A 19,958-nucleotide genomic window follows, 5' to 3' on the forward strand; every position below is an offset into this window, starting at 1 on the left:
TTGTTATTTAGCGGCGGTTTTGCTTGCTTTGATATCGGTACCCAAACGTTGCAGGTAAGCTATCAAGGCTACTATTTCTTTATTGTTTTTAACCTTTATATGATCGTTATACAGGTTATCGGCAATTTCTTTTTCCTGTTTACTAAGATCGTTGTTGGCTATTTTTTCATATCCTTCGGGATATGGGACGCCCAGTGTGCGCATGGCCTTTATTTTGGCGGCTGTGGTAGCCGTATCAAGATTTTGGGTTAACAGCCAATCATAATTTGGCATAATACTCCCCGGCGACATGAGGCGCGGGTCCATCAGGTGGTTATAGTGCCAGGCATTACCATATTTGCCGCCCTCGCGTGCCAGGTCGGGCCCGGTACGTTTTGATCCCCATAAAAACGGGTGATCATAAACAAATTCACCAGCCTTGCTGTATTCGCCATAGCGCTCGGTTTCTGAGCGGAAAGGCCTTACCGTTTGTGAGTGGCAGTTTGAGCAGCCCTCTCTGATATAAAGGTCACGTCCCTGCAACTCAAGTGGAGTATAAGGTTTTACCGCTGCTATAGTTGGGATATTTGATGATATAGTTAGCGTTGGCATCAACTCAATAAAAGTACCTACCAGTATAACCAGCAATGCGGCTATCATCATTTGTATTGGGCGGCGTTCCAATACCCGGTGCCATGTTTCTTCATGCCCGGTTGTGCTTAAAGCGGGCAACGGCATAGCCTGGGCAGGCTCATTTGCAACGAGTTTGCCCTGCAGCGCGGTGCGGCAAAGGTTATAAGCCATTACAATAACACCCAGCAGGTATAATCCACCGCCTACAGAACGCATAACGTGCATAGGCAATATGCGCATGGTGGTTTCCAAAAATGCCGGATATTTCAGAATTCCTTCGGGTGTAAACTCTTTAAGCATTAAACCCTGGGTAAAACCGGCCCAATACATTGGCACGGCGTAAAACAGGATCCCGAGCGTGCCTATCCAAAAATGGAACGAGGCCATCTTCTTTGAATATAACTGCGTTTTATAAATACGCGGAATAAGCCAGTAAAGGATGGCAAAGGTTAAAAAGCCGTTCCAGCCCAAAGCGCCAACGTGTACGTGAGCAATTATCCAATCGGTAAAGTGGCCTATGGCGTTCACCTGTTTCAATGAAAGCATAGGACCTTCAAACGTGGCCATACCGTAAGCAGTTAAGCCAACTACCATAAACTTCAGGATCACATCATCGCGAACTTTATCCCAGGCCCCTCGCAAGGTGAGCAAGCCATTGATCATGCCGCCCCAGCTTGGTGCTAACAGCATAATAGAAAAGGCCACACCTAATGACTGCGCCCAACCGGGTAGCGTAGTGTATAGTAAATGGTGCGGGCCGGCCCAGATATATATAAAAATGAGCGCCCAAAAGTGCAGAATACTTAATTTATAGGAATAGATAGGCCTGTTGGCCATTTTGGGCAAAAAGTAATACATCATGCCCAGGTATGGGGTGGTCAGGAAAAATGCCACCGCATTGTGGCCATACCACCATTGTACCAATGCATCCTGTACGCCGGCATATACCATGTAGCTTTTAAAGGCTGATACCGGCAGTTCAAATGAATTTACAATGTGCAATACGGCTATGGTGACAAAGGTGGCTATGTAAAACCATATGGCCACATATAAATGCCGTTCGCGGCGTTTAAATATGGTACCAAACATATTAATGCCGAACACAACCCAGATAAGGGTAATGGCAATATCTATTGGCCATTCAAGTTCGGCATATTCATGCGAGGTGGTTAAACCTAAGGGCAACGTAATAACAGCCGAAACAATGATGAGCTGCCAGCCCCAAAAGTGAATTTGACTAAGAGCATCGCTAAACATCCGCGCTTTTAACAGCCGCTGTAATGAATAGTAAACACCCATAAAAATAGCGTTACCCACAAAAGCGAAGATCACCGCATTGGTGTGTAAGGGCCTGATGCGGCCAAATGTAGTGTATTGGTTGCCCATGTTCATCCCCGGGCTATACAATTGTATGGCTACGATGAGGCCTACGGTCATCCCAATTATACCCCAGATCACCGTGGCGATACCAAAATTCCGGACGATCTTGTTGTCATAGTAAAAATTTTCGGGCTGCATATGATATTAAATAATTTAATGGTGTAAAAGTATTGAGAGGCTGCCGCCGACAGAATGATGACGGTTTGCCTGAATAATGACATTGGTCATTTTTTATCTTTATCGGCCGGTTCATCATCCAGCAGGATCCTTACCGATGGGGTATACAGATCATCATGCTGGCCGTTACGCTGCGCCCAAAAAAAAGCGCCTAAAAACACGAGTGCAAGCAGCACGCTGCACCCGATCAGGAAATAAATAATGTTCATGATAATTTTCTTTTTTTAGCGGCGAGGTGTGTTGCTATGCTTGTGAACGAAATGATGGTTGCAGTACTTAAAGGCATCAATATGGCCGCTATAAGCGGTGAAAGCCTGCCGCTTACAGCATAGCTTAATCCTAATAGGTTATAGCAAAGCGATATAAAAAACGAGATGTGGATAATGGTGATACTATCCTTTGATAATTTAAGAAATGCGGGCAGCAACCTGAGCGAACGCCCATCTAAAATAGCATCGCTGCCGGGCGAAAAATTGTTAACGTTATCCGTAATAGCTATCCCCAAATCACTTTGTTTTAAAGCACCCGAATCATTCAAGCCATCACCTATCATCATTACCTTTTTACCGGCCAGCTGTAAAGCCTTTATAAAATCAAGCTTTTGCTGCGGCGATTGGTTAAACAGCATATATCCCTCCCCCTTAAAATAAGGCAGTAAATTTTTCCGCTCCCGGTCCTGGTCGCCTGATAACAAGTAAATTTTATAATCCGCGGCCAGCCGCGCAATATCTTCAAGCCCTTCGCGATACTTGTTAACAAAGCTGAAATAACCGGCGTATCGCCCGTTAATCATCAGGTGTACTTCGGTTGATTTTGCGATGTCTACTCCTCCTGTTAAAAACGACTGGCTGCCCACCTGAACATTATGCCCATCAACCCAGGCAGTGATACCTTTTCCGGCTATTTCCCGGTAATTACTTACCCGAAGTTTTTCTGCGCCCTTGAGGTAATCGCAAATCTGAACGCTTAAGGGATGCGCCGAATTACTGCAAATGCTGTATATGAGTTGTTCATCGTAACTGCTTAGCTGCGCATTGTTGCTTACACCGTTTTCGCCGCCAATAGTAATGGTGCCGGTTTTATCTAAAACGATGGTATTGATACGGGCCAGCTGTTCAACAACGGCGGTGTTTTTGAGGTAGAAAAAATTACGATCAAAAACGCTGAGCGCCGCCGACATAGTGAACGGAGTACTTAAGGCCAGTGCACAGGGGCAGGCAACAATCAACACAGCTGTAAATGCCGAAAAAGCACGGTAAACATCGACCGGCAGCCAAAAAACTAATGAACCCAATGCAATCACCAGTAAAACAATGCTGAAATACTTACTTACCTTTTGGTTAAAGGTTTGCATCCGGTTGTCCTGGCTACGGCTAAAAGCTTCATTGTTCCACAATTGGGTAAGGTAGCTTTGTGATACTGGTTTAATTACCTCCAATTCAATAGCTTCGCCCATTTGCCGGCCACCGGCATAAACCACTTCGCCCCAAACCTTTGTCACGGGAGCTGATTCGCCGGTAACAAAGCTAAAATCAATCCGCGCTTCGCCATTTAGTAATATCGCATCGGCCGGAATAATCTCATTACTACGAATGCGGATCCGCTGACCTACTTTCAGGGCTGATAAGGGCAGCGGCTTTTCGATACCGTTCTCAACAATCTGTACGGCAACAGGGAAAAACGAACGGTAGTCACGCTCAAAAGAGATATGGTAATAGGTTTTTCGCTGAACAAATTTACCTACCAGTAAAAAAAACACCAGCCCACAAAGCGTATCGGCAAACCCAGCCCCCGCATGGGTTAGTACCTCAATCAGCGTACGCAAAAAAAGCACGGCTATGCCCAGCGCCAGCGGAAAATCGATATTCAATATCTTATTACGCAGATTTGTGTAGGCCGATTGGAAATATTCCCTACCGCAGTAAAAAACAACCGGCAACGAAAACAGCACGTTCAACCAGCCAAAAAAATGCCTGAAAGTTTGCTCATATTCCGACAATCCCAAATACTCGGGAAAACTAAGCAGCATCACATTTCCAAAACAAAACCCAGCTACTGCTATCTTTTTTACAAGATTATCGCCAGCACCGGTTTGTTGTTTTTTAATAACATCCTGGAGGTTAATAAGTGGCTCATAGCCGATATCAACCAACAGCTCCACAACCTGCCTTAAACTTATCTCCCTGTTATTAAAGCGCAGGTTTACCTGTTTCTTTAAAAAGTCAATCCGGCTGTAATAAATGGCAGGGTTAAACCTATGTAACTGCTCAAGCAGCCAAATACAGGAGCTGCAATGGATATAAGGAATATAAAGCGTTAGTATAGTAATATTTTCGTCTGTAAAATCAACCAGGTCGGCCATGATCGAAGGATCATCAAGGTATTCAAATCGCTTTTCCACAAGGGTCCGGGTTGCGCCGGGGTGTTCATTATAACTGTAGTAGTTACATAACCCACTATTGGATAGCACTTTATAAACACCTTTACAGCCAGCACAGCAAAAATCTTTGCCATCTAATACATAATGATCTTTATCACAATCATTACCACAGTGGTAACAGGTAGTTTGGGTAAGTATATTTACAGCCATTGATGATCTATTTATAAGATCAAAAATGGCTGTAATCCGGCACCTGAAAAATGATGGCTGTTGGATGGAAAAGTGATGAGTATCATTTTTCACAGCTAAAAAACAAAGAGTAACACGCGTTACTATGTGATCTTATACGCTCCCTCCCATCTCCTGTTTTAGAAATGCAACGGCGGAAGCCCTTCAGGCAACACCAGCAGAGGTATTTCAATATGATGCGAAAGTTTTTTAGTATAACTGATACCAAACAAACGCTCAAGGGGATTAACTTTACGGTGTACCATCACCAGCATATCGATCACTCCGTGTTCGCTGAGCCAATCGAGCCCGCGCATTATACCCGTACCTTTAATGTGCCTGTAATAAATTTTAGGATAGTTGGCTTTACAGGTAACTTCATTTAAAAAAGCTTCTGCCTCCTTTTTTTCATCACCTGTTTCATATTTCTCGTCGGTTACATGGGCTATCAATAGCTCTGCATTAAAATAACGTGCCAGGCTTGCCACCGAATGGATCATTTCTATATCGCTGTTGTTCAAATCGGTAGCGAAAGCTATTTTGGTTACAGGGTGATATTTTGCTTGCGATGGGATGAGTAAAACCGGAAAGGCGGCATCGCTGATCATATCCTGCGTGTTGCTGCCCAAAAAAAATCTGCTCATAGCCCCCGCTCCCGACATGCCCATAACAACCATTACGCTCTTTTCTTCATCTATTTTGCCTGTTACTACATCAATTACCTCGCCTACGTCACAACAGGTATTAATAACACTATGGCCCGCACCCGCTTTGGCGTAAGGAGTTTCCTGTTGTAAGGTTACAGAAAGTTGTTCCAATTCCTTATCTGCATCTGCTTTGAGCGATGTATAATCCTCTAAAGGCCAGGCTACCTGCGCTGCCATGGGCGTTTCTGAAGGTATTTTAATGGCATGACATAATATCAAGCCCGCTTTTATATTTTGCGCAAGGTTTATAGCATAGCTCGCGGCGTTTTTTGCAGGTTCCGAAAAATCGGTGGGTACTAAAATAGTTTTCATGGCTTAAAGGATTGATTAATGGATATGATTAATGTTTTCTATGATTCGTTCGATATTGTATAGCTGGCTCTCAACTCGGTTATCAAGGTTATATATGCCGTAATATTTAACCGGCTGCCCGTCAATAATAACCGCTGTATAACTATCATTTTTTTGCAGGTGTATTCTAAAAACAACAGGTATTTTATCGCTTTCAAGTGTTTTCATAACATCGTTCCTGACGATGTAAAGTTGCAGCACAGCGGGTGTTAAAATAGTGACGATTGTCATTTATCAATCTGATTGTCAACATCTATAAAACAACATCTAACCCCAAAAACCAATAATAAGAAACTATTTGCCGCGTAAAAAACTTGTACCGCATTGTGAACTTAAGGATACGGGTAAGTACTTCGAAAATCATTGCTGCCGGTATAGTAAATATAACCCGGAGATATTTTAACCAATGCGCGAGTGATTTCAATCAACGAATAAAGAAATACAGATCATTTTATCAGAGTACTCTCCGCGCTTCTTTTGCCCGCAAACTAAAAACCGCAAAAAGCGTATTATATGATCATTTACAAAAGCTTCACTTTCGATTCTGCACATTTTTTACCCAACGTTCCGCCGCACCACAAATGCAGGAACATACATGGCCATACCTACCATTTAACAGTTTATTTTGAAGGCGAGGTAACAACACCCGAAGGATGGGTGCTTGACTTCGCCCTGATCAAAAACGCGGTTAAACCAATGGTTGATCAGTTGGACCATACCATTCTGAACGAGGTCCCTGGTTTGGAAAACCCCACGGCCGAAAACCTGGCCGTATGGATCTGGAACAGCATAACAGGAAAATTGGATGGGCTTACTAAAATTGAATTGAAAGAAACGCCGACATCCGGCGTAATTTATGAAGGAAAATAGCGTAGTTATCTATCCCATCTTGTATTTTCATGCAATCTCCCTCAGGTTGAATGTGCCATATCATAACAGCAGGTGATTTTGATCACTATTTAAGCGGCTAAATTCCGCAAGCTTTGTATTAATAAAAAAATCATTAGTCATAAGCCATTGAAAATATGATACCTAAAAAAATGAAAGCCGCCGTAGTGCACGAATTTGGCCAGCCTTTGCAAATAGAAGAAATGCCGGTACGCGAACCGGGCCGGCACGAGATACTGGTTAAAGTAATAGCCAGTGGTGTTTGCCATACCGACCTGCACGCGGCAGACGGCGACTGGCCGGTTAAACCCAAAATGCCGCTGATTCCCGGCCATGAGGCTATTGGTTATGTAGTAGCGCTTGGCCCTGATGTTAAAGGCCTGAAGGAAGGTGATATTGTGGGTGTACCCTGGCTGTACAGCGCCTGTGGATGCTGCGAATTTTGTATTACGGGTTGGGAAACCTTATGTAACGACCAGCGAAATGGCGGCTATAGCGTTGACGGCGGTTATGCAGAATATGTGGTGGCCGATTCCCGTTATGTTGGGCATTTCCCGGCAGGCTCGGATTGTACCGCGATGGCACCGATCATTTGCGCAGGTGTTACCGTTTACAAAGGCCTTAAAGAAACGGAAACCAAACCCGGCGAATGGGTAGCTATTTCCGGCATAGGTGGCCTTGGGCACTTAGCTGTACAATATGCCAAAGCCATGGGCATGCATGTTGCGGCTATTGATGTAGACGATACAAAACTGGAATTAGCTAAAAACCTTGGCGCCGAGTTAACAGTTAATGCCAGAACTACCGACCCTGGCGCGTTTTTACAAAAAGAAACAGGGGGGATGCATGGCGTGTTGGTTACCGCTGTATCACCCATCGCGTTTAAACAAGGCATATCCGCGTTAAGAAGAAAAGGGACTATCGCGCTGAATGGATTACCGCCCGGTAGTTTCGACCTCCCCATATTTGAAACCGTGTTGAACCGCTATACCATCAGGGGATCAATTGTAGGCACTCGTAAAGATCTGCAGGAAGCTATCGAGTTCGCCGTGGAAGGAAAAGTTAAAGCCACCATACATACCGCGAAGTTAGAAGACATCAATACAGTTTTGGCCGACCTGAAAAATGGTAAGGTAGACGGCCGGGTTGTACTTGAAATAGCTAAACCCTAATCTGCAAATAACAAAAACTTTTACCGCAGGCCGGATCAAACTGCTCATTGACGCAATATACCGTACCTAAGCGCCTCCTCAAACTAAGTTACAATAAAAAGATCCGCTCCCTGGGCGGATCTTTTTATTGCGGGCAACGTCAGCATTATACTCGTTTCCGGGTTGCTATCCGGTAATAAACCGGGTAAACGTGAAATGATAAGTATCATGAGAACAACTGTTTCCTGTCAGGCAAAATTTATCACCTGCGGGATACATTTGACCCATAATTTAATACAAATCATTATGAAAAAGATTTTCTTTACTACCGTAATCTTATTTTTATTAAACGGGATAACCGCTTTCGCTCAGCAAAAAAATGAATGGGACATCCGCATCAGGGCAATTGGGGTTATCCCCCAGGAAAGCGCGGCGATAGGCGTCATCGGCGGAGATATAAACATTTCCAATACTGTTGTTCCCGAGCTCGATTTCACCTACTTTTTTGCCAAAAATTTTTCTGCAGAATTAATCCTGGCGACAACAAAACACCAGGTAAAAACAAAAGGCTCCAACCTGAGTGCTATTGGTGCCGGCTCTTCGGCCGATGTTGATCTCGGTAAAGTATGGTTGCTTCCGCCTACGCTTACTTTGCAATATCATTTGCCCACAGGTACCCTTTTTAAACCCTATATCGGCGCGGGGCTTAACTACACTATTTTTTACAATGCCGATAAAGGTCCAACCGTAGGCGGCATTGATTACAACAACAGTTTTGCTTTTGCAACTCAGTTGGGTGCTGATTTCGATATCAGTAAAAAAGTATTCTTGAATATTGATCTGAAGAAAATATTTCTCTCTACCGATGTAAAGGTTGATGCATCCAATTTAACGCCTGCGGGCAAACCCGAACTTGCGCCGGTTTTGAAAAACATACCGGCTGATGTAAAAATCAGGCCATGGATCATCGGCGTAGGTATGGGTTACCGTTTTTAATCCCTTATAGCAAGGGATACCCTGCGAAAGCCTGGTGTATGAAGACCACACCCAATCAAGAAAGAAATACGATTTCACGAAGCTAAGGGCAGAACAACTGTCTTATTATTATATCGCCCAGTCATCGCTGTCTGTTTTGTTTATACGAAAAAGAATGCCCGATATCCAAAGCAAGGCGCCGGTGAGCAATAATTTCTGATTCATTTCGGGCAAGCGGTGACCTGGGCTGGTTAACCATAAAAACAATTCTGTCAATAACACCAGTATCGTGAGCATACCGATGAGCATTTCACTCCATTGTTGCCTGTCCATATCCGTTAAATTCTGTGAGGTTTTTCTGCCGGAAGATACCCCGGACAATCAATTTGATATTGCAGGTTAGCTCCTCAAGAGTACAGGATATCGACTTAATTTTTACCGGGATTTCACCCGTCGTTTCCATCAGGTCGATATGAAGTAAATCGGAGCCCGAATGTTCTCTGCCCTTAAAGCTGTCAAAAAGCAGGTCGGCGAAATTTCGGTCATTACCTAAAAAATACTGTCCATAACTATCAAATCCTGCCGGTGTTCTAACGCTCAGCAAAATATAAAACCCGAGTTCCATAGCTATAAATTAAAGGCTCCTGCTTTAACAGGAGCCTCATTTAAAAAACTAATCCACTTATTTAATTTCAATTTGCCTGCGTATAGCCTTAGCTTCTTCGCGTTTAGCAATATCGATCTTCAGGACGCCGTCTGTATAAGACGCCTCAATATTTTCGGCATTGGCGCTGTCGGGCAACGTAAACGAACGTACAAATGAACTGTAACTATACTCACGTTTACTGTAATTTTTTTGAACGTCGCTGCTTTCGTTTTGTCGTTCTACCGAAATGTGCAGCACATTGCGGTCAAGGTTAATTTTGAAATCTTCTTTTTTCAGGCCGGGCGCAGCCAGTTCAACATGATAATGATCCTCGGTTTCGCTGATGTTAGCTGCTGGAACGCGCGCTACCAGGCGGTCATTGAAAAAAGAATCGTTTAAGATTGATTCAAAAACATCATTAAATGACGGTAATAACGAACTGTTATTCTTTTTGTCGGCATTAAATTTAACCAATGTCATAGGTCTTCCTCCTTAAATAAATTAATGATTAAAACTTATATTAATTAAACCGGTTCATTCAATTCAAAGCTAATGCCAGTGTAATAAATACTTGAGATCACTGAAAAAATTTCACAAAAAATGCTTTTTTTTCAGTTCGACCTGACAAATATTCAATATGCCATTGCTTTTTAACATTCGTATTAAAGCAAAGCAATAATGGTTGATATTTTTACGACGTGTACCGCTTTGTTCAAGCTAAAAAAGCATTGGTAGAATCGCGGCCAATTACCCCCCTCCGTTCTTTGGGGCCTAAAACAATAACTATTTTATTTTGGTTTAAATCATAAAGTACAAATCATGGTGCCTATCAGGTTAATAACAGATGATGTGAGCAGAAGAATCACTTATTTTTATTCCAAACCCTTTTATACCAGTTTTGGATTGATGTTTAATCTTTGCTTTGGAGCACCCTTAATAGTCTTTTTTGGCAGCATGGGCGGCTGGATAATATTTGTACCATTGTTGCTGGCCTGGGCTGGCATTTTTTACCTGATCCTTTCCGTTAAATCAAAAAAGATCAAAAAGGCCAAAGAGGTTTATGAATTCGGTTATGAAACAACTATCTATTTTCAGGGGATAGATTATAATTACAGCGTACAGGTAAACGGAGCGCCGCAACCGGTGATCCTCCTCCGCATAAACAGCGAAACTATCAGGGTTAAAACATTTAACCAGCGCGTGATCAGGGCATTTGACGTTCCCGTTCAAAAGGCTTATATGATGGATAAATACCCGGATATCATACTGCCTGAAAATCTTTTTTCGATGAATATGGCTAACCCATCGACTAAATTAAGATCGATTGACATGTAGGAAAATTGCCATGCAAGCTCCTTTCATAGGGTCAGGCTATGTTTCAGCTCTTTTTTCATCGATATAAATTTGCCAGTCATCCTTAATAACTGCACCCGAGGCTATCAGTATTTCCATGATTTCCAGGTGGCCCGGCCTCCGGCTGTTGTACAGCGCCCAAAGCGTGGAGCCCAATACAGTGCCCCCGTATCCATTCAATGCTTCCATGTCTGCGCCTTCGTTCAGCAGCATCTTTACCAATTCTACCTGCCCCCCGTAGGCCGCCGAATGGAGTGGCGTGGTATTGTCCCAAACGGTGCGCACGCCGCAGCCGTGGTTCAGTAAAAATTCAACTACCGGGCGATGACCGCAAACACAAGCCCAGATCAGGCAGCCATCGCGCTTCGCAGCCATGCTTTTATTAATAAGTTCTCCCTGTTCATTAAAATAAGATTTAACCTTTTCCAGGTCGCCAATACCACCGGCACCTTCCAATTCAACTTCCGCGCCTTTGGAAGCAAGATAACGGACAGGTTCATAACGGCCATTATGCAGACAGGCCAGGATCAGGTTGCCATCGGTATAATCCGCAGCTACCGCATGATTGGGGTCGGCACCATGCCTGATCAGGATATCCATCAGCTCTTCCTGTATTCCTTTGATAACCGGGTGCACACTGGTGGCAACAAGTCCGAGTGTAGATGTTCCCCGGTACATATCGCCCCAGGCATCAACTTCTGCGCCTGCGTCTAAAATTATAGCCGCAATTTCCACGGCATTTTGTGGTGTTTTCTGGCGCCATGCTTCAAAGCCATTTGCACCAACATAATTTAACAATGTGCTGTGATGATTGCGCCGCGAACGCTCATTTATCAGGCCTGGCCTTTGTGCCAGCAGCTTTTTGAGCGTATCCGCATCTCCGGCAGCTATAGCGTCGGCGGCCTGCTCAAATTGCTGCAAGGACGGATTTGTTGATAACCCGGTTTTAAATTTTTCATAATCTGCCCAGCTATCAAAATAGTTTGCATGAGATATAATTAACCGGGCATTCTCCTCGGGGCTATTTTCCGGTTGATAACCCGTATCCCCAAACCACTGCGACAACTGTGACCTATCGCCATAATTCAGTATAAAATCAGCCAGGGTAGTAACATTGCCATCGCGGGATGCCTGGCCTGCTATACTCTTTTGGGTTATAGATATGTCAGTCATGATTTTATTCGTTAAAACTTCATTTTTTTAGAAGTATAAAACTGGCAATCTTAAAGCCTGATTTAAGTGATTTATATATTGGCAATTGTTTATCAAATATACATTAGTCAAATCTTGTTAGCTATTCTTTTTCGGCCGGTAAGCGGTCATTTTCTCCTCCTTAACCTGATTTTTGCATCCGTTAATGTCTGTCTGAAGGATTAGTTAGTCCGCTTCACCATAAAGGAGCTTCATAACGGATAGCTACTGCTGTAGTTTTACCAAAAATTAGAAACTCAAACAATGAAAACTGTAAAAAACCTTCTTGTAAGTACCAGTATTGCAGGAACCTTTCTGGTGCAGGGCACAACCGGCTATGCGCAAACTGGAACTCCTGCCGAAGTACAATCCAATGAAGCCATTCGCCCTTTCAAGGTTTATATTCCTCAAAAAGAACTCACTGATCTTAAACGCCGCATAGCAGCAACGCGCTGGCCAGATCATGAAACCGTTGCCGACCGTTCACAAGGTGCTCAGCTTGAAAAGCTACAGGAACTTGTTAATTATTGGGGCAAGGGCTACGATTGGCGCAAAGCTGAAGAAAAACTAAATGCTTTGCCACAATTTACAACTACAATTGATGGCGTTAACATCCACTTTATTCATGTACGCTCACCATACAAAAATGCATTGCCGCTCATTATTTCACATGGCTGGCCTGGTTCTGTGTTTGAATTACTTAAGATCATTGGCCCGCTTACTAATCCGACCGCATTTGGAGGCCGGGCAGAAGATGCTTTTGATGTAGTGATCCCATCCCTACCGGGTTATGGCTTCTCTGGCAAACCAACCGAAGCTGGCTGGGGCCCAGAGCGCATTGCCCGCGTATGGGATGTGCTTATGAAACGACTTGGATACACCCATTACGCGGCACAAGGCGGCGATTGGGGCGCAGTTATCACCGAAGCAATGGGCAGGCAGGCGCCGGCAGGTTTGGCAGGCATTCACCTCAATTTACCGGCCACAATACCTGTTGAAGTAGATGCGGCGCTTACCACCGGCAGCCCCGCTCCTGCCGGACTTTCAGGTAAAGAACTTGATGTATTTAATGCCTTAAGCAAATACAGAAAAACAGGCGCCGCTGCATACAACGTAATAATGACTGCCAGGCCACAGGCCATTGGCTATGGCTTAACAGATTCACCTGCCGGCCTTGCAGCCTGGTTACTAATTCATCCCGGTTTTTCACAATGGACTTATGATGATGACCCAGACAAATACCCAACAAAAGATGAAGTACTCGACGACTTTACTTTGTACTGGCTTACAAACAGCAGTACTTCTGCAGCGCGCCTTTATTGGGAAAATGCCGGACGCGGACCCATAAGCGCCACTGCGCAAAAAACCACCGAGATCAAATTGCCGGTAGCTATTACCGTGTTTCCGGAAGATGTTTATCGCGCTCCCGAAACCTGGGCCCGGCGTGCATACCCTAACCTTACTTATTTTCATGAGGTTGACAAGGGTGGTCACTTCGCAGCGTGGGAACAACCACAATTATTTACTGAAGAGTTGCGTGCAGCATTCAAACAACTGCGTTAATTTACTTTAGGGTAATGGAGTAATCACATTGCCTGCTTTTAAATAAATTACAAACAACTAAATTCAAAAAAAACATGAAAACTAATAAAAACAAATTGGCTACTGCCATTATTATCACAGCTCTTGCAGTACTTACACTTCCATCATCTGTCCTGGCTCAGCAAACGGTAACTGGTCGCACGGAGTTACAGCGACATGACCTTAGTGTTCCTGGCCGCGAAATGGTGCAGATCCGTGTAGATATTGAAAAAGGGAAGGCTTATCCTGAGCATAAACACCCCGGCGAAGAAATTATTTATGTACTTGAAGGGTTACTGGAATACCAGGTAGCAGGCCAACAACCGGTAACACTTAAAGCAGGCGATGTTTTGTTCATTCCTTACGGAACCGTGCATTCGGTAAAAAATGTGGGTACTACTAAGGCGAGTGAGCTTGCCACCTATATTGTTGAAAAAGATAAACCACTTGTTACATTGATCAAGTAAGGTCCATTATAGATTTTGGAAGTATCGATCCCCAATCTCATCAATAATCATTGCGATCAATACTTCCAAAATTGCTTCGGGCACAGCTTTATAAGCTTGATTTAAACCGGTAAGCTCCCGGCATCAAACGATAAATTGCTTTCTTTCCTTCAAACCTGATAAAGCTGATACCCTTTGCCCTCGCCACAGGCTTACCGCCTTCTGTTATCCCTTTAACAGTACTTGCCGGAAGAAACAATGTAGCTGTGGTATTCGCCGGAACAGTTGCATCATAGGTCAATGTTTTACCGCTTACGGACCAGCTACTGTTTATCCGTCCATAAGGCGAATCATAAGATCCTTTAGCCCAGCTCATCTCCCCGGTCGGGTCAGGTTCAGGCTGCAAAATAAATTTCTTAAAACCAGGTTCATCACGCTGAATCCCGATAGAATAAGCAATCATCCATTGACCAACAGCACCAAATGAATAGTGGTTAAAAGAATTCATGCTGTTATTACCGCCAAAGCCGTTTTCTACAGTATACCCGTTCAGCCTTTCCCAGATAGTTGTAGCGCCTTGATTAATAGCATACAGCCACGATGGATAATGCTCGTTCTGCAACATTTTATAAGCAAGGTCCGAGTGCCCGTTATCTGAAAGGGCTTTACTGATCGCGCCCGTACCTACAAATCCGGTCATGAGGGAATAAGACGGACGGACGATCCCCTGATCATCTTTATTCTCGTGTTCAACGGCAGCCTCAAGGTTCTTTGCCATATAACTGATATTTTCGTTGCTAAATACGCCAAGTGCCAAACCTGTTGCATAGGCCGTTTGCGTATCCGAAACTTTAAACTCTTTTTTGCCGGGCTCGCCAAACATCCCACCACCAACAACACCTACGGCTTTTTTATCAGCGTTAACAAATGTTTTGTTGAAGAAGGCTTTTCGCTCTTCATATTTTTTCCTGAATTTCTCAGCATCATCTTTCTTTCCTAAAATGCCAGCCACCTTTGCCATAATGCCCAAATCATAAACATGATAAGCCGTAACCGGGAAAGCAGTGCCAAGCTGCATATACTGTGGCCCAAGCCAATCGCCCAACACACCGTCCGTACTGAAGCCGGTTTTAGGATCAATGGTTGAGTCGATGTAATCCATATACCTGCTCATTGCTTCATAATGTTCGGCAAGTAATGATACATCATTATATTGCTGATAAGTTTCCCATGCAACGGTAATGCCTGCGCTTCCCCAAATCACACCACCAAAGCCACCGCCAACTGGTGCTATATCGGTAAATCGCCCTTGCTCAGTTTGCAAATCACGCATGGCCAGCATATGCCTGCGCAGAAACTGATCGGCATTGGATACATAGGTTGCAGTACGTGAAAATATACTGATATCGCCCGACCAACCCATCCGCTCATTCCTTTGCGGGCAATCGGTTGGTATGGTGAGGAAGTTATCGATATTTGACCACGTTAGGTTGGACCATAGTTTGTTCACCTTTGGATTGGAGGTAGTGTAATCGGCAGTGAGTTTTTTTACGGAACTTATAACCAAGCCCTGTACATCCTCTAACGGCAGCGGCTTGTCAATGCCGGTAATTTCGATATATTGATAACCATGCGATGTAAAATGCGGTTGGATCACCTGATCGCCATCCTTCATGATATAGAGATCCTGACTTAAAGCTGCACGGTAATTTTCGGTCATGATCATACCTACATTTTTACCAGACTCCTTCAGGTTGGGATACAGGATTTCGGCATAACGCAAGGTCAGTTTTTTTCCGGCGATACCATTTTTGATGCTGATCTTGGGCACACCTACAAAATTCTGTCCCATGTCATATACATAAACACCTTTTCTAACTTCCCTCACTCCTTTTGCAGTAAGGGTTTTATAAATTCCTGCCGATGTTCCGATCTGCCCGATTATCGAAATATGATCAAAATCCAGCGGGATCTTTTTCCCGAAATAGTCGACGTCATCCCCCGTATATGTTGTTCCTTTTAGAGATACTTCCTGCGCTTTTTGCCAGTTGTGATCATCATAAGCTACCGTGTTCCAGTCTTTAATTGCAACTTCCTTTGTGGCATCGTCAACCTCGCCCATATCCAGACTGCTGTAAACAACAGGGCCATCGTTAAAATATTTCCAGTTTTTGTTATTGGTTTTGATCACTTCCTCCGAACCATCGGTATAAGTAATAACCAGTTTGGCTAATAAGGATTGCCTGTCGCCAAAATGGTTCCAAACAGATCCGTAGCTTAACAACCCACTCCACCAGCCTTCACCAAGCATAGCTCCGATAGCGTTTTTACCTTTGGCTATCATATTGGTAACATCATAGGTTTGATAAAGATGAGTTTTGTTGTATTGTGTAAGGCCGGGGTTGTAATAATCGTTACCTACCCGTTTACCATTAAGATAAATTTCATAGATGCCTCTTGCAGTGACATAAAGCCTTGCTTTCGAAATAGCTTTATTCGCACTAAACACCGACCGCAGCATGGGCATAGCGTTATGACTGGGATCGGCAAGGATAAATGCGCCTGCACTTCCGCCATCTACCTCATATTTCCCATCTTTTATAACTAAACCGGATGAAGGGGTAATAACAGCTTCTTTAAAAATCCCTTTGTAATTATGTTCTTCGGGCTTTTCGCTGAATAAATTGTTGCGCGGCGACCTGAAATTGGAAACCGTCAGCTCAGAAAATTCGGCTTTCTGACCTTTATCTACAGAAAAACCTATCTCCCCAAGCATTCCAAAAGAGATTACATCATGGAGGCCAAGCGGATTAAGTGTTATCACGGCGTCGCGGTTTGCAGGCACAGGCTGGGCTATAGCAGTTGCATCTTTCTCATCGGCTAAAAATATTTTATTATCATCAACAGTGAATGTAAGTGTACCAAGCTCATTATTGATCAATATGGAGTGCTGTTTGTTCTTATTACCGTTGCCAATCAGGTCGGTTTTTATTGGAAAGCTTTTAAATACTTTACCCAATGTATCTTTTTCCGAATACCCTGCTCTGTATACGTTGATCCGTGCATTGCCTCCCTGATCCAGCCCTGAAATATCCACCTCCACTTTAAAATAAGATTGGTTCTTTTTATTGGCAAGCTGAAAAATGTTCCTGTTACTATCCATCAGCCGTGGGTCATTAGCGGCAAAAATCAGGCTTGCCCTGGAGCTCCCTGGCGCGATAGCCACTTTATATTTCAGGTTATACAGCGGCAGGTAATGTGCATAAAGCACCAGGTCATTATCTCCTCCCCCTATCCATTGCGCGCCATCCCAGGCCGACATTCCCGTGTCCATGAGCCCCATTTCAAACCAGGAGCCCGAGGAAGAAACACCGCCTGCCTGATCCCAAACATTTACCGTCCAGCTATAGCGGGTTGCGGCTTTAAGCGGCGAGCCTGCGTAAACCACAGCTAAGGCTGTTCCACTTTTTATTCTGGTGCTATTCCATACCACTTTTCCCTGTGTATCTTTTACGATGATCTGATAAGCAACCTGGTTATAGCCTCTCGATCCTTCAGGGGCCAGCATTTGCCAGCTAAACCGGGGCAGTTTAACATCAATCCCAATAGGATGATCTGTATACTCCACCTGCAGGTTAACTATCCTGGTCCCTTTTACAGCACCGTAAAGGTTAATTTGTATAAATGAAAATAACAGTAATAAAATCAGGATAGCCGGTTTAGTTATCGGGGCAGGATTTTTTGTCATAATTGGGTTTACAGTAAAAATAATTGGTAAAGCAATATGCTAATAAAATGATACTTAACTGTCCCTTACTTACCCCTTTGATTGCAAATACTTTTTTATAGGACTAAAAGCAGAATACGAAGCTTAAAGCTAATAAATTATCACGGCATCAACGCATCAACGCCCAGGCCAAACCATCAGCCCCGCGAATATCAATATGCCCGGTCACTTCTAATTTATTAAGGTCGATCACTGCCACATAATTATCACCAGTGCAGCCGATAAATGCACGTGATCCGTCGTCGTTTACCAGAATCCCTGCCGCCCCATGGCCTGTATTTATACGTTTTATTTCCTGATGCGAAGTAGCATCAAAAACGAACAAGTCGCCGGTACGAAGACTGGTAACCAATACACGTTTGCCATCAGGCGTAAATTTAAGCCGGTTGGCACCTGCCACCTTTGCATCAATTGTGGCAGTTACCTTTTTGGCCGCGATATCGACGATTGAAATATTGCCATCCTCAGCACCTGCAGTCCACAATTCGCGCCCATTGGGTGATACGTCAAAACCCTCAGAACCTTTAGCTACCGGGACAACAGTTTGTACCCAGTCATGGCGTGCCGGAGGTGCAAAACCGCCCGGAGGCCCCATTGGCTTCAGCAAACTATCCTCCAAAATGCTTACCGTTGCTGAAGATACATTTGTGGTAAACACCTTTTTCCCATCATCGGTTACATAGATCATGTGCGTTCTATCCTGGCCTGTTCCCATGGCCCAGTCAAATTTGCCGGTTGCAGGATCATAGCGGCCAACAGCTTTAGCGCCTTCGGCCGAGAACCAAACTTTTCCTCCTGCAAATGTTAATCCATGCGGCCCCATCAATGGTTTGGTATCAATGGCGGGCAGCGCTTTTTGCGCCACAAGATCAATTACGCTCAGCTCGTGCAGGCTTCCTCCACCGTAGATGGAAACATAAGCCGTCTTTCCATCGGCTGAGGCAATAACTTCATGAGGATCGGATCCCACAGGAATACGCGCGATAACCTTTAAAGTCACCGGATTGATGATCGCCAAATTATGATCGCTTTTTGAAAGTGCAAGTAAAACCCGCGAGGGTGTGGCCTGCGCTGAACATTTGTTTGAAATAAAAACCATCGGAATCCATAATATGCTTACGACGAGTAATTTGACCATGTCAAATCTCATCGCTTTAAAATTGGGGGCGAATGCAGTTTTATTCATGCGATTTGTTAATTGAAGGGCGGTTTATAATTCGTTTAAAAGTAACGAAGCCGATCATTAGAGTGATCTCTCCTTAAAACAAATATACTGATCACAGCTTTGCTACCTCTGCCGGTGGCAAACAAATCGACGAAGACCAGATTGTTATCTATCGCGGTTTGTTTTTAATAGATTAACTATAATAACACCCAAATTTCTGATAACATTATTATCAACCTGCATTGATTTTATGCATCACATAATTAACGATCACATCACAACGAGTAAGGTTAAATTCCAGAAGTTCTCCGGGCTGCCAATAACTATTTAACTCGGTGCGTAACATTTCTTTGGCCCGGTTCAATCTTATTTTAACATTAGACTCCCCTATTTCCAGCGCTTCCATTGTTTCATTAGTGGTCATTCCCTGTATCTCCCTCATTACAAATACCAACCTGTATTTTTCAGGGAGCGTTAATACCGCCTTTTCTAAAATAGCTTTTAATTCTTTGTTCATAAGATTATCTAAAGGTGTTTCAGGTTGGTGATCAATGCGAATATGTTCCGTAAGTGTTTTTTCTAATTGAGCTTTCCTCTTTTTGTGCAACAGGCTCTCGTTAATCAGGATCCGGATTAGCCAGGTGCTAAAACTCGATTGATATTTGAAATTAGACAACTGGCGATAGGCGTTTAGGTAGGCCGTTTGCATAATGTCTTCAGCCTCCTTATCGTCGTTAATGATGGACATGCTGATCCTATACAATCTTTCGTTGAATTTGCGCATTAGTTTTTCGTACAAATGCTTTTCGCCATTAACTACTCGTTTTACAATCTCCTCGTCACTGAAAGTATCTGTCATTTGATCGGCAGGTAGGTTCATAAAATCTGATTTATATAATAGAGTACTGTACAGCTAAAGGGTTACAGATTACCTCTAATT

General features: G+C 43.7%; 18 protein-coding genes. 6 read left to right on the forward strand and 12 right to left on the reverse strand.

Going from position 1 to position 19,958, the window contains the following annotated elements:
- Positions 1–3: 3 nt before the first annotated feature.
- The 5 genes from ccoN to IEX80_RS19470 form a co-directional block, all read right to left on the reverse strand.
- Positions 4–2,130: a cytochrome-c oxidase, cbb3-type subunit I gene (gene ccoN, locus IEX80_RS19450; RefSeq protein WP_188833849.1), complete on the reverse strand. Its 2,127-nt coding sequence runs from the start codon at positions 2,128–2,130 to the stop codon at positions 4–6.
- Positions 2,131–2,216: 86 nt separating this feature from the next.
- Positions 2,217–2,378: a cbb3-type cytochrome oxidase assembly protein CcoS gene (ccoS, locus tag IEX80_RS19455; RefSeq protein WP_188833850.1), complete on the reverse strand. Its 162-nt coding sequence runs from the start codon at positions 2,376–2,378 to the stop codon at positions 2,217–2,219.
- Positions 2,375–4,759, reverse strand: a complete 2,385-nt coding sequence (locus IEX80_RS19460) for a heavy metal translocating P-type ATPase (protein WP_188833851.1) — start codon at positions 4,757–4,759, stop codon at positions 2,375–2,377. Before IEX80_RS19460 ends, ccoS begins: the two co-directional genes overlap by 4 nt.
- A 158-nt stretch (positions 4,760–4,917) precedes the next feature.
- On the reverse strand, positions 4,918–5,796 hold the full coding sequence (locus IEX80_RS19465) for a universal stress protein (RefSeq protein ID WP_188833852.1): 879 nt from the start codon (positions 5,794–5,796) through the stop codon (positions 4,918–4,920).
- A 15-nt stretch (positions 5,797–5,811) separates the two neighbouring features.
- The gene (locus tag IEX80_RS19470) at positions 5,812–6,066 is read right to left on the reverse strand and encodes a hypothetical protein (protein WP_188833853.1); all 255 of its coding nucleotides are present in this window, start codon (positions 6,064–6,066) and stop codon (positions 5,812–5,814) included.
- 282 nt (positions 6,067–6,348) lie between these two features.
- Here IEX80_RS19470 and queD point away from each other — a divergent pair, with 282 nt between their 5' ends.
- The 3 genes from queD to IEX80_RS19485 all read left to right on the forward strand — a co-directional run bounded on the left by queD (position 6,349) and on the right by IEX80_RS19485 (position 8,870).
- On the forward strand, positions 6,349–6,705 hold the full coding sequence (gene queD, locus IEX80_RS19475; protein WP_188833854.1) for a 6-carboxytetrahydropterin synthase QueD: 357 nt from the start codon (positions 6,349–6,351) through the stop codon (positions 6,703–6,705).
- Positions 6,706–6,860: 155 nt separating this feature from the next.
- Positions 6,861–7,895 carry an alcohol dehydrogenase AdhP gene (adhP, locus tag IEX80_RS19480; protein WP_188833855.1) on the forward strand — a complete coding sequence of 345 codons (1,035 nt, stop codon included), beginning with the start codon at positions 6,861–6,863 and terminating at the stop codon, positions 7,893–7,895.
- Between the two features lie 285 nt (positions 7,896–8,180).
- Positions 8,181–8,870: an OmpW/AlkL family protein gene (locus IEX80_RS19485; protein ID WP_090533247.1), complete on the forward strand. Its 690-nt coding sequence runs from the start codon at positions 8,181–8,183 to the stop codon at positions 8,868–8,870.
- Between the two features lie 108 nt (positions 8,871–8,978).
- Here the strand turns inward: IEX80_RS19485 and IEX80_RS19490 are convergent, their stop codons facing one another.
- From IEX80_RS19490 to IEX80_RS19500, 3 genes are read right to left on the reverse strand one after another with little or no spacing between them, the layout of a single operon-like run.
- Positions 8,979–9,182, reverse strand: a complete 204-nt coding sequence (locus tag IEX80_RS19490) for a hypothetical protein (RefSeq protein ID WP_139160044.1) — start codon at positions 9,180–9,182, stop codon at positions 8,979–8,981.
- A complete protein-coding gene (locus tag IEX80_RS19495) occupies positions 9,160–9,474 on the reverse strand; it encodes a hypothetical protein (RefSeq protein WP_090533251.1) in 315 nt (104 codons plus the stop codon). Before IEX80_RS19495 ends, IEX80_RS19490 begins: the two co-directional genes overlap by 23 nt.
- Positions 9,475–9,531: 57 nt before the next feature.
- On the reverse strand, positions 9,532–9,975 hold the full coding sequence (locus IEX80_RS19500) for an Hsp20/alpha crystallin family protein (protein ID WP_090533253.1): 444 nt from the start codon (positions 9,973–9,975) through the stop codon (positions 9,532–9,534).
- Positions 9,976–10,344: 369 nt separating this feature from the next.
- Here IEX80_RS19500 and IEX80_RS19505 point away from each other — a divergent pair, with 369 nt between their 5' ends.
- A complete protein-coding gene (locus tag IEX80_RS19505; protein WP_188833856.1) occupies positions 10,345–10,830 on the forward strand; it encodes a hypothetical protein in 486 nt (161 codons plus the stop codon).
- 36 nt (positions 10,831–10,866) lie between these two features.
- On the opposite strand, the gene IEX80_RS19510 is transcribed toward IEX80_RS19505, so the two are convergent.
- Entirely contained in the window at positions 10,867–12,021 is a 1,155-nt protein-coding gene (locus IEX80_RS19510; protein WP_188833857.1) for an ankyrin repeat domain-containing protein, read from the reverse strand.
- 282 nt (positions 12,022–12,303) lie between these two features.
- On the opposite strand from IEX80_RS19510, the gene IEX80_RS19515 reads away from it, so the two are divergent.
- Positions 12,304–13,602: an epoxide hydrolase family protein gene (locus tag IEX80_RS19515; RefSeq protein ID WP_188833858.1), complete on the forward strand. Its 1,299-nt coding sequence runs from the start codon at positions 12,304–12,306 to the stop codon at positions 13,600–13,602.
- Between the two features lie 74 nt (positions 13,603–13,676).
- Complete coding sequence (locus IEX80_RS19520; RefSeq protein WP_176628627.1) at positions 13,677–14,087, forward strand: cupin domain-containing protein; 411 nt, start codon at positions 13,677–13,679, stop codon at positions 14,085–14,087.
- An 88-nt stretch (positions 14,088–14,175) separates the two neighbouring features.
- Here the strand turns inward: IEX80_RS19520 and IEX80_RS19525 are convergent, their stop codons facing one another.
- The 3 genes from IEX80_RS19525 to IEX80_RS19535 all read right to left on the reverse strand — a co-directional run bounded on the left by IEX80_RS19525 (position 14,176) and on the right by IEX80_RS19535 (position 19,898).
- Complete coding sequence (locus IEX80_RS19525) at positions 14,176–17,814, reverse strand: family 78 glycoside hydrolase catalytic domain (protein WP_188833859.1); 3,639 nt, start codon at positions 17,812–17,814, stop codon at positions 14,176–14,178.
- Between the two features lie 148 nt (positions 17,815–17,962).
- Complete coding sequence (locus IEX80_RS19530; protein WP_229701686.1) at positions 17,963–19,039, reverse strand: YncE family protein; 1,077 nt, start codon at positions 19,037–19,039, stop codon at positions 17,963–17,965.
- A 211-nt stretch (positions 19,040–19,250) separates the two neighbouring features.
- Complete coding sequence (locus IEX80_RS19535) at positions 19,251–19,898, reverse strand: sigma-70 family RNA polymerase sigma factor (protein ID WP_188833860.1); 648 nt, start codon at positions 19,896–19,898, stop codon at positions 19,251–19,253.
- Between the last annotated feature and the right edge of the window lie 60 nt (positions 19,899–19,958).

Source organism: Mucilaginibacter rubeus (assembly GCF_014643835.1).
In the GTDB taxonomy this organism is placed as follows: Bacteria; Bacteroidota; Bacteroidia; order Sphingobacteriales; family Sphingobacteriaceae; genus Mucilaginibacter; species Mucilaginibacter rubeus.

Coding starts and splice junctions, on each gene's coding strand:
- ccoS (WP_188833850.1), bottom strand. CDS start 2,378: ATGAACATTATTTATTTCCTGATCGGGTGCAGCGTGCTGCTTGCACTC.
- IEX80_RS19520 (WP_176628627.1), top strand. CDS start 13,677: ATGAAAACTAATAAAAACAAATTGGCTACTGCCATTATTATCACAGCT.
- IEX80_RS19525 (WP_188833859.1), bottom strand. CDS start 17,814: ATGACAAAAAATCCTGCCCCGATAACTAAACCGGCTATCCTGATTTTA.
- IEX80_RS19530 (WP_229701686.1), bottom strand. CDS start 19,039: ATGAATAAAACTGCATTCGCCCCCAATTTTAAAGCGATGAGATTTGAC.
- IEX80_RS19470 (WP_188833853.1), bottom strand. CDS start 6,066: ATGACAATCGTCACTATTTTAACACCCGCTGTGCTGCAACTTTACATC.
- IEX80_RS19460 (WP_188833851.1), bottom strand. CDS start 4,759: ATGGCTGTAAATATACTTACCCAAACTACCTGTTACCACTGTGGTAAT.
- IEX80_RS19465 (WP_188833852.1), bottom strand. CDS start 5,796: ATGAAAACTATTTTAGTACCCACCGATTTTTCGGAACCTGCAAAAAAC.
- IEX80_RS19535 (WP_188833860.1), bottom strand. CDS start 19,898: ATGAACCTACCTGCCGATCAAATGACAGATACTTTCAGTGACGAGGAG.
- IEX80_RS19510 (WP_188833857.1), bottom strand. CDS start 12,021: ATGACTGACATATCTATAACCCAAAAGAGTATAGCAGGCCAGGCATCC.
- IEX80_RS19495 (WP_090533251.1), bottom strand. CDS start 9,474: ATGGAACTCGGGTTTTATATTTTGCTGAGCGTTAGAACACCGGCAGGA.
- IEX80_RS19500 (WP_090533253.1), bottom strand. CDS start 9,975: ATGACATTGGTTAAATTTAATGCCGACAAAAAGAATAACAGTTCGTTA.
- IEX80_RS19485 (WP_090533247.1), top strand. CDS start 8,181: ATGAAAAAGATTTTCTTTACTACCGTAATCTTATTTTTATTAAACGGG.
- ccoN (WP_188833849.1), bottom strand. CDS start 2,130: ATGCAGCCCGAAAATTTTTACTATGACAACAAGATCGTCCGGAATTTT.
- queD (WP_188833854.1), top strand. CDS start 6,349: ATGATCATTTACAAAAGCTTCACTTTCGATTCTGCACATTTTTTACCC.
- IEX80_RS19515 (WP_188833858.1), top strand. CDS start 12,304: ATGAAAACTGTAAAAAACCTTCTTGTAAGTACCAGTATTGCAGGAACC.
- adhP (WP_188833855.1), top strand. CDS start 6,861: ATGATACCTAAAAAAATGAAAGCCGCCGTAGTGCACGAATTTGGCCAG.
- IEX80_RS19490 (WP_139160044.1), bottom strand. CDS start 9,182: ATGGACAGGCAACAATGGAGTGAAATGCTCATCGGTATGCTCACGATA.